This window comes from Anaerolineales bacterium (genome assembly GCA_022866145.1).
Lineage (GTDB): Bacteria > Chloroflexota > Anaerolineae > Anaerolineales > E44-bin32 > PFL42.
In genome coordinates, this window is sequence record JALHUE010000335.1 from 1 (window position 1) to 9,747 (window position 9,747).

Below are 9,747 nucleotides of genomic sequence, written 5' to 3' on the forward strand. Positions count from 1 at the left end.
CGGGGCCGTGATCGGGATCGTCGTCGGCCTGGCTATGATCGTGCTGGCCCCGATCTAGCCCCTCCCTCCGCGGCTGGGAGCGCCGGCGCGCCACCGGCACAGCTTCCCACTCCCAACGGACCTTCTGGCCGGGCTCGCCCAGCAACCAAACGACGCTGGCGGGTGCCAGCGTCGGGGAAGAACCGCCGCGGCGATGACTCAGGGAATTGCGCCTTGGATAGCCTGGTAGGCCCAATCGGCCCCCAGCACCACCTCAAGGTCGAAATCCCCGGAGGGCGCAACCGGGCTGAGGATCTGGCCCTGGGACAGGCCCATCAGTTCGGCCAGGAAACGCAGGGTGTAGGGGAAGGTCGGATTGTGGACGAAGATCCGGGACTTCTCGTAGTCCAGGCGATCGGCATTGCCGACCTCCACCACCGAGATGCCCTGGGCCTTCAAGTACTCTGCAGTCTTGCTGGCCAGACCCTCCACCCCCGAGCCGTTCAGGATCCGCACCCGCGGGTTCTCGACCTTCGCCGCTTCAACAGGCTGGTCCACCGGGGCGGCGGGGCCGACGGCGCTGGCCTGGGCGAAGAGCTCATCCCTCAGACGCCGAATCTCGCTCGGGATGGGGCGCAAGACCTCGGCACCGGAGGGCAGGGTTTCCATGGTCACCATGTCCGGAGGCGCGATCACCCCGCGGCGGATGCTCTCCTTCGGAAGCTGCACGGCCAGGGACCCCAGGGCAATCATCTGGTCGAACGACAGGTTGGTCCGAATGCCGGTGGCGAAATTCTCATACAGGGCCGGAGCTTTGGCGAGCAAGGACGGAAGCATATTCAGGTTGAGGATCTTGTCGCGGATCGCCATGGCGACTTGCTGCTGGCGCTGCGCCCGGTCGAAGTCGCCGCCGGCCGTCTTGCGCGCTCGGGCGTAGGCGAGCGCGTCCGATCCGTTCAGCAAGGCGCTCGAAGGCCGCAGCCAGCGGCACTTCTGCCCGATGGGGCAGATCTTGACCTCTTCCTTGACGAGCACTTCGACGCCCCCGATCTCATCGACCATGCGCTCGAAGGCGCGGAAATCGATGACGGCGTAGTAGGTCACGGGGACGCCCAGCAAGTTCTCGACGGTCTTGGCCGCCAGCGCCGGACCGCCGCCGGGGAGCTGATAGGTCTCACCCAGGAAATAGGCGGTGTTGATGCGGTTGTGCTCGAAGCCCGGGATCTCGACCCACAGATCGCGAGGGATCGACAACATGCCGGCGGCTTTGGTGATCGGATCGACCGAGACCAGCATCATGCTGTCGGTGCGCGGCGGACCGTCGCCTTCGGACCAGTCGCGATAGTCGAGCCCCATCAGCAGGATGTTGACGCGGTCGACGCCGTTCCAGGCCGGCCCGGTTTCCTGAGCGGGAATCGCCACCGGCGGCTGGCCAGCCGCCGGTGTGGCTTCCCCGCCGCCGATCCCGGCGAAGCTGAAGGGCGCCGGCCCAGTGCCTGTCCAGGCGGAGGCCAGGCCGCGCGCCATGGAGAACACCAGGTACCCCGTGAGCACAATCCCTATCAGGAATGCGCCCCCCAGGGCCCACAGGACCCAGGCGGGCATTCCGCTGCGGCGTCGGACGGGTTTTTCGGAGGATGAACGGGCTCTCAAGGCGACAACCTTCCGATGCCCCTGTAGCGCCAGGGGCAAGCGGGCGGATTATATCACCGGGCCCTCTTCCATTTCGGCCGCCAGCCGTTCCCATTCGCCCAGGGCGGCCTGCAGATCGGCCTCCAACTGCGCATACTGCTGGCCCAAATCCCGCACCCGTCCCAGATCGCTGCCGGCGACCTGCAGCTGGGCGCCTACATCCGTCAGCGTCTGCTCGAGAGCGCGAATATCGGCCTCCAGCGTCTCTAGTTTCCGCACCGACCGCGCCGGGCGGGAGCGGCGCCGTGAGGAGGAACCGGCGGCGGCCGGCTTGGCCTGGGCAGGCTGGGACAGGCCTGGCTGCATTTCCAGCATCTGGTCGTAGTTCCCGGGAGTTACCTGCAGGTGTTGGGCCGGGGGGACGACCGACCAAACCTGGGTGGCCAGGGCGTTCACCAGGTAGCGGTCATGGGAGACCAACAGGATGGTGCCGTCGTAGGCCGAGAGCGCGGCCTGCAGCGTCTCCTGCGATGTCAGATCCAGGTGAGACGTGGGCTCGTCGAGCAGCAGCAGGTTGGCCCCCTGCAGGACCAGCCGTGCCAGGGCCAGCCGACCGCGTTCACCGCCGGAGAGCACGTCGACCGTCTTGTCGACCGAATCGCCGCGCAGCAGGAAGCGCGCCAGCCAGTCGCGGGCGGTAGCTGGCGTCAACGACGGATCGGCCTGCATCACCGACTGCAGGGCCGTGCTGGACGGATCCAGATCGGCGTGCGCCTGGGCGAAGTACCCCAGGCGGATGCTCGCCCCCAGCTGGACCTTCCCAGTACGCGGTTCAATCTCCCCCAAAAGGGTGCGCAGGAACGTCGTCTTGCCTGCCCCGTTGGGCCCGAGCAGGGCCGCGCATTCCCCCCGCTGCAGCACCAGGTCGGGAACTGAGAACAGCGCCTCTGGCGAGTCGGCATGGCCCACCTGCAGCGAATGCGTCTCCAGCGCCCGGTCGCCCGAGCGTTCGGTCTGGCCAAAGGTGAAATGAATCGAGGCCTCGGGGCGCAGGCGCTCAACGGGCTTCTGGCGCAGCATGCGCTCCAGACGTTTGCGCCTGCCTTGGGCCTGACGCGTGTTCTGCCCGGCAATATTGCGGGCGATGTAGTCGGACTCCGACTCGACGAATGCCTGCTGTCTGCGGTAAGCCTGCGCCAGCAGCGCCTTTCGCTCCTGCCGCTGTTGGGCGTAGGCCGTGTAGCTGCCGCGGTAGATCTCGATGCCGGCGGGCTCAAGCTCCCAGACCTGATCGACGACGCGGTCCAGGAAGTAGCGATCGTGCGACACTGCCAGGACCGCGCCCGGCCATTCGCGCAGCCAGCCCTCCAGCCATTCCAGCGCTTGAACGTCCAGGTGGTTGGTCGGTTCGTCGAGCAGCAGCAGGTCGGGGTCTTCGAGGATCAAGCGCGCCAGATAGGCCCGGGTCTTCTCGCCGCCGGAGAGCCTGGCCAGCGGGCGGTCGAACTCGTCGGCCGCAAATCCCAAACCGCTCAACACCCGCTTGATGCGGGCGGTGTAGGTGTAGCCGCCGGCCCGCTCGAACGACTCCTGCATCGGGCCGTAGCGCGCCATCGCCTCTTCCGCCCGGCGGGGATCGGCCATGGCGGCTTCCAGCACCGTCAACGCCGCCTCTTGCTGGCGCAGATCGGAGAGGGCCTCCAGGCAGAATCCCCACAATCCGCCCTGCGCCTGCAGATCGTCAAGGCCCGGGGGCAGGGCCTCCTGCGGCAGGTAGCCGATCCGCAGGGAGCGCGAGCGGCTGACACGCCCGGCATCCGGCGAGTCCAGTCCGGCCAGCAAGCGCAGCAAGGTCGTCTTCCCGCTTCCGTTGGGGCCTACCAGGCCAATCCGCGACTGATGGGGGATCGCCAGCGATACACCGGAGAAGATATCCTGGGCGCCGTAGCTCTTGGCCAGGCCGGAGGCGGTCAGCAGAGACATGGGGTCATCCAGGGCATTATACCTAGCCGCGGGGATCAGCCGGGCCGGCGCGACCGCCGCCCACAGCAGCTGCTGGGCTATAATTCCGGCCATCCCGGTCAGAAACCCGATCCATGTCCGACTCATCATCCCCAACCTACCGCAGCGCCCTGATTGCGGGCCTGGTGCTTGCCCTGGCCGGGGCCTTGGGTCTGCTGCTGTTGCTGACCACCACCCTGCCCACCGTCGGCCCGCGCTGGCTGTTCTTCTTCCTGCTGACGATGGCCGCCACCGGCGTCGCCCTGCCCTTCGTCTGGCTGCTGAATGTTCGCTTCAGCCGGCGGCGCTCGCCTGCGCCGGGAGTGCTTGTACGCGAAGCGCTGCTGCTGGCGCTGTACGTCGATATCGTCGTCTGGCTGCAGGTCAACCGCAGTCTGTCGCTGCCAGTTGCCTTGCTGCTCGGGGTTGGGCTGGCCACGCTCGAGTGGTTCCTGCGTCTCCTCGAGCGGTCGGCCTGGAAAGCCGGCCGGTGAGCCTTTCGGACCTGCCGTCGATCGACCGACTGTTGCGTCACGGCGATACCCGTGGGCTGGTGGAACGCTACGGCCGCCCGCTGGTGCTGCAATCGCTCCGGGCCCGGGTTGAGTCGGTGCGCGCCGTGATCTCCCCGGGCGACCCCGTCCCGCCCGACTCGCTGCTGATCCAGGCCGCCGCCCAAGAGATCGCCGCCCTGCTCGAACCCGAACCACTGCCCGTCATCAACGCCACCGGCGTAGTGCTGCACACCAATCTCGGCCGGGCGCCGCTCAGCCGCGCCGCCCGCCAGGCCGTCCTCGAGACGGCGTCCGGCTACGTCGCCCTGGAGTACGACTTGAGGCGGGGCGCCCGCAGCCAGCGGCATGTTCATGTCGAGCCCCTGCTGTGCCAGGTGACCGGAGCGCAAGCCGCGCTGGTGGTCAACAACAACGCCGCCGCGGTGCTGCTCGCCCTGACGGCGCTGGCCCGGGGAAAGGAAGTACTCACTTCCCGCTCGCAGTTGATCGAGATCGGCGGCGGCTTTCGCCTCCCGGATATCCTCAAGCAGTCGGGGGCACGGCTGGTCGAGGTCGGCACCACCAACCGCACCCACCTGCGGGATTTCGAGCAGGCAATCCGCCCCCAAACCGCCTTGATCCTGCACGCCCATTCCTCCAACTTCCGCTTGATCGGTTTCGCCACTGAGCCTTCGTTGGGCAGCCTGGCGGATCTCGGCGCCAAGCACAATATTCCCGTGCTCGATGACCTGGGCTCGGGCGCGCTGCTGGACACGGCCGCCTACGGGCTGGGGCACGAGCCCAGCGTGCAAGAATCCCTCCAAGCCGGAGTTTCGCTGGTAGCCTTTTCGGGGGATAAGCTGCTGGGAGGCCCGCAGGCAGGGATCCTCGTCGGCCGGGGGGATCTGATCGACCGCCTGCGGCGCAATCCGCTGGCACGCGCGGTTCGGCCCGACAAGTTGTGCCTGGCCGCCCTGAGAGCAACGCTGGTGCACTACCTCAAGGATGAAGCCGTGCAGCAGGTGCCGGTCTGGCAGATGATCGCGGCCACAGAGGGGGATCTGCGTCGGCGAGCCGAAAGTTGGGTACGTGCCCTGGGTGCCGGCGAGGTGCTCCCGGGCCGGTCCACGGTCGGCGGCGGCAGCCTGCCGGAAGAGACTCTGCCGACCTCGCTGCTCGCCTTTTCTCTCCCCCGGCCCAATCAGCTGGCAGCCTGGCTCCGGCGCCAGTCGCCCCCGGTCGTGGCCCGGGTCGAAGATGACCGGCTCGTGCTCGACCCGCGTACGGTGTTCGAGTCGCAGGAAGCTGACCTGCTGCGCATCTTGCACAGTTTGCTATCAGGAGGCTGAAGGGCCCCGCCGGCCCAGGGCAACATCCGGGCAGTCGAACCTCACTATGCCGCTTGCCCAAGGTGCAACCCCCGGGCATCCCTCGGCGATGCACGGCCGGGGAGGCAGAGCGGCGGGCAGGCCCCCCGGCGGGGCCGGATCCCGGCTCGGCCGTCTGGCCGGAGCCGCAGGAAACCGGCATCCCACGTCAGCGATAACACACAAGAAGGAGAACGGATGAAGGCTGACTTGGACGCACACATGCAGGCCGCCGGCCTGGACGCCCTGCTGATCTTGTCGGACGGAATGCCGCACGCCGCAACGACATACTTCTGCGGGACCACGAACGCAGGCACCACGCTGCTGCTGAAACCGCGAGGGCAGCCACCCATCCTCTTCCACGGCAATATGGAGCGCGAGCAGGCTGCCCTCACAGGCCTGCCAACCCGCAACTTCGAGCAGGCCGGGTGGGGCAAAACGATCTCAAGCCAGGCGGGCGAGCAGCTGGCCGCCGAACTCGAGGCCCTGCAGGTTCGCGGCAACGTGGCGGTCCACGGCAAAGCCGAAGCCGGCGCCGTATACAGCTTCCTCAAAGCCTTGGAGCAGGCTGCGCCCCAGATCAGCCTTGCCCTCGAGGACACCCAGAGCGCTGTGCTGATGCTTACCCGATCGACCAAGGATGCCGCAGAGGTCGAGCGCATGCGGACGGTCGCCCGGGCGACGGTTTCGGTCGTGGGCAACGTCGTTGATTTCCTGATGAGCCACCCCGCCCGGGACGGAAGGCTGGTCAATCAGCAAGGGGAACCCCTGACCGTCGGTGAGGTCAAGCGGCGCATCAACTTGTGGCTGGCTATGAAGGATCTGGAGAACCCGGAAGGTACGATCCTCGCCATCGGCCGCGAGACCGCCTTCCCGCACAGCACTGGCCGGTCCGACCAACCCATCCCGCTCGGCGTACCGATCATCCTCGACATCTTTCCCCGCGAGGCTGGCGGAGGTTACTTCTACGACTTCACGCGAACCTGGAGCCTCGGCCGGGCTGGGGACCAACTGCTGGCGGCCTATCAGGATGTGGCCGACTGCTACCACGCCAGCCTCGACGGACTGCGCCTCGGCCGGGCGACCCGCGAACTGCAGAGCCAGGCCTGCGACCTGTTCGAGGCCGGCGGCCATCCGACCCTCCGCAGCCGCCCGGGCACAACTGACGGCTACGTGCACTCGCTGGGCCACGGCGTCGGGCTGGACGTCCACGAGCCCCCCAGCATGCGCCACCTCGAAACCGAACGGTCCATCCTCCAGGCAGGAATGGTGTTCACGATCGAGCCCGGACTCTACTACCCCGACCGGGGATTCGGCGTTCGTCTGGAGAACACCTACGTTCTGGGTGCGGATGGCAGGGCCGAGGCCCTGGCGGAGTTCCCGGAAGACCTGGTTCTGCGCGCTCCCGGCTGGTAGCCGGGCGAGGGCAGCCCCAGGCTCATCGGCGACACCCGGCGAGCCCTGGCACGGGCTGGACCTCGCCCTAGGTGTGCGTCCGGGGCAGATCGCCGCGACCGAATCTTGACGCCTTGCACCCGCTCAGCCGGTTGACTTCGCCGACGAGTTGGTGCACCATCATCGACCGGACATGGAACAGGAAACGCGCCTCCTCGGCATTGAGACCTCGTGTGATGAGACGGCTGCCGCCGTGGTCGAGAGTGGCCGGCACGTGGTTTCGAACGTGGTCGCCTCCCAGGCCGACCTGCACGCCCGCTATGGGGGCGTCTTTCCCGAGGTCGCCTCACGCATCCACATCGAGACCATCTTCCCGGTCGTCTCGGAGGCGCTATCCCAGGCGCACGTCGGGATGGACGCGATCGACGCCATCGCCGTCACCCGCGGGCCCGGCCTAGCCGGGTCGCTGGTTGTCGGGCTCAACATGGCCAAGGGGCTGGCACTGGCCTCGGGCCTGCCGCTGCTCGGCGTCAACCACCTCGAAGCCCACCTGTATTCCACCTGGTTGGTCGAGGGGCAGCCCCTGCCAGACTTTCCCCTGCTGTGCCTGATCGTCTCTGGCGGCCACACCGAACTGATCCTGATGACGAACCATCTGGAATATCAGCGGCTGGGTGCCACCCTGGATGATGCCGCCGGCGAAGCCTTCGACAAGGTCGCCCGGCTGCTCGGCCTGGCGTATCCCGGCGGCCCGGCGATCCAGGCCGCCGCCGAGAACGGCGACGCCTCCGCTTTCCGCTTTCCGCGCGCCTGGCTGCAGGGCACGTGGAATTTCTCGTTCAGCGGCTTGAAGACCGCTGTGCTGCGCGAAGTGCGGGCCCAGCAGCCGGAGATCGAGGCCGGGGTGGAGGCGCCCGGCCCGGGGTTGCCGATCGCCGACCTGGCCGCCTCGTTTCAGGCGGCCGTGATCGACGTCCTGGCCGGCAAGACGCTGGCGGCCGCCAAGGCCTTCAAGGCCAAGGAAGTCCTGATCGCCGGCGGCGTCTCCGCCAACCTGCCGCTGCGGTCGGCGATGCTCGACCAGCGCGACTTCCCCGTGCGCGTGCCGCCTCTGTTTCTGTGCACCGACAACGCCGCCATGATCGCCGCCCTGGGACACTGGCGCTATCTGTCGGGACAGCGCGACGCCCTCGACATCGACGTCCTCCCCACCTGGCCGTTGGCCGCCTAGCGCCTCAAGCCGACTCCCGGCTGTGCCGGCAGTGACCTGGGCCTGGCTTGGGGTCAACCGCCACCCGGCGGGGATCGGGAAGCTCAGCGCCCGAAGATCCCCACCCGCACCCCGAGCCGGCGGACCGGGTGGAAATCCGCTCCCTGGCGTATCCCGGCCATCACCTGGGCTGGCTTCTCGACAAACGCCCCGCGTAGCAGGCTGACCCCGTGGCCGAAGAGCACCTCGCTGAGCGGCACGCTCGGACCGACCAGCGCCACCTGGCCGTCAGGTGGGCAAAGCGGCAGCAGGCCATCCAGCGTGCGGTTGACCAGCGCCATCCCGGTGATCACGATCAAGTCCGAGGCGGCAAGTACCTCTGCCGCCTGGTCGCCCGGGCGCTCGCCCTGGAGCGGTTCCAGCTCCAGCACGGTAGGGCTCGCGGCCAGCGGGCCTAGCAGGGCGGCGAAGTGAAACTTCCCCACCAGAACAACGCGCTTTCCACGGCAGCGCCATGCCAGGACCTGGTCCGCGTTCCCCTGCGTCCAGCGATTCTGATTCAGGGGGATCATCGCCTGCAGGGTGGCAGGTCCCAGGCTGGCTTCCGGCCCGCCGCGGGGGAGGCGCATCGAGTCCAGTTGTCCGGCATCGGCGACGGCGGGGGAGGCCAGCCTGGCAGGCTCCGGCGAGGGGCACAAAGTGCTCGCCAGGCCGCAGCGCTCGCCCCTGGGAGTCCGAACCCAAACGCCGGTCCAGTGCAGCCCCAGGCAGTCATCGACGACATCGGCCTCGGCGGCGGTCACCGGCAGGCCCTCCAACAAGCCCATGCTTTCATTCTCAGCGCAGGCATTGCGTCCGGGTGACGGTTGACACTGCCCGATGCCGGGGGATTCGAGGACAATCCAAGCGGCGCACCATCAACCCTCCGAGCCCGCCCACAACCGGCCGGTGTAGACTCCGCAGCGGGGGCGCCTGGGCTTCCCCGGCGGGTCCCGCCCTATCGTTGAGCGGACGCGGATGTCCGGCCGCAAGGAGGATCCCATATGACTGAAGTCCTTCTGGCCCGCTGGCAGTTCACCATCACCTCCGTCTACCACTTCTTCTTTGTGCCCCTGACGATCGGCCTGGTATGGCTGGTGGCGATCATGGAGACGGCTTACGTGCGCACGGGCGACGAGACCTACCTGCGCATGACCCGCTTCTGGGGCAAGCTGTTCCTGATCAACTTCGCCGTCGGCGTTGTGACCGGGATCGTGATGGAGTTCCAGTTCGGCATGAACTGGTCGGAGTACTCCCGATTCGTCGGAGATGTGTTCGGCGCTCCGCTGGCGATCGAGGCACTGCTGGCCTTCTTCCTGGAGTCGACGTTCCTGGGGCTGTGGATCTTCGGCTGGGATCGGCTGTCGAAGGGGGTGCATGCTGCCACGATGTGGCTGGTGGCGTTCGGCTCGACCATCTCCGCCTTGTGGATCCTGATCGCCAACTCCTTCATGCACCAGCCTGTGGGCTATGCCCTCGAGAACGGACGGGCCGTGATGGTCGACTTCTGGGCGCTGGTGACCAATCCGCATGTCCGCCTCCAGTTCCCGCATGTGATTGCCGGGGCGATCACCACCGGCGCCTTCTTCGTCCTGGCCATCAGCGCCTATCACCTGCGGCGCAGGACGGC

Annotated in this window: 8 protein-coding genes; 5 read left to right on the top strand and 3 right to left on the bottom strand. The window is 67.8% G+C overall.

Features of this window, described 5'->3' with window-relative positions; all coding sequences use genetic code 11:
- Window positions 1–198: 198 nt before the first annotated feature.
- Both MUO23_10435 and MUO23_10440 read right to left on the bottom strand, forming a co-directional pair.
- Window positions 199–1,632 carry an LCP family protein gene (locus tag MUO23_10435; protein MCJ7513371.1) on the bottom strand — a complete coding sequence of 478 codons (1,434 nt, stop codon included), beginning with the start codon at window positions 1,630–1,632 and terminating at the stop codon, window positions 199–201.
- A 48-nt stretch (window positions 1,633–1,680) separates the two neighbouring features.
- Window positions 1,681–3,720, bottom strand: coding sequence for an ABC-F family ATP-binding cassette domain-containing protein (locus MUO23_10440; protein MCJ7513372.1), 2,040 nt, complete (start codon window positions 3,718–3,720; stop codon window positions 1,681–1,683).
- On the opposite strand from MUO23_10440, the gene MUO23_10445 reads away from it, so the two are divergent.
- From MUO23_10445 to tsaD, 4 genes are all read left to right on the top strand, one after another.
- A complete protein-coding gene (locus MUO23_10445; GenBank protein MCJ7513373.1) occupies window positions 3,708–4,106 on the top strand; it encodes a hypothetical protein in 399 nt (132 codons plus the stop codon). The two genes, MUO23_10440 and MUO23_10445, sit on opposite strands and share 13 nt — an antisense overlap.
- A complete protein-coding gene (gene selA, locus MUO23_10450) occupies window positions 4,103–5,455 on the top strand; it encodes an L-seryl-tRNA(Sec) selenium transferase (GenBank protein MCJ7513374.1) in 1,353 nt (450 codons plus the stop codon). The genes MUO23_10445 and selA overlap by 4 nt, the downstream gene beginning before the upstream one ends.
- A gap of 216 nt (window positions 5,456–5,671) precedes the next feature.
- Entirely contained in the window at window positions 5,672–6,889 is a 1,218-nt protein-coding gene (locus MUO23_10455) for a Xaa-Pro peptidase family protein (GenBank protein ID MCJ7513375.1), read from the top strand.
- Between the two features lie 172 nt (window positions 6,890–7,061).
- Complete coding sequence (gene tsaD / locus MUO23_10460) at window positions 7,062–8,099, top strand: tRNA (adenosine(37)-N6)-threonylcarbamoyltransferase complex transferase subunit TsaD (protein MCJ7513376.1); 1,038 nt, start codon at window positions 7,062–7,064, stop codon at window positions 8,097–8,099.
- Between the two features lie 83 nt (window positions 8,100–8,182).
- Here tsaD and MUO23_10465 read toward each other — a convergent pair whose 3' ends face one another.
- Window positions 8,183–8,905 carry a DUF364 domain-containing protein gene (locus MUO23_10465; protein ID MCJ7513377.1) on the bottom strand — a complete coding sequence of 241 codons (723 nt, stop codon included), beginning with the start codon at window positions 8,903–8,905 and terminating at the stop codon, window positions 8,183–8,185.
- A gap of 216 nt (window positions 8,906–9,121) precedes the next feature.
- Between MUO23_10465 and MUO23_10470 the strand changes: the two genes are divergently transcribed.
- On the top strand, window positions 9,122–9,747 hold a 626-nt coding region (locus MUO23_10470; protein MCJ7513378.1), incomplete at its 3' end, for a cytochrome ubiquinol oxidase subunit I.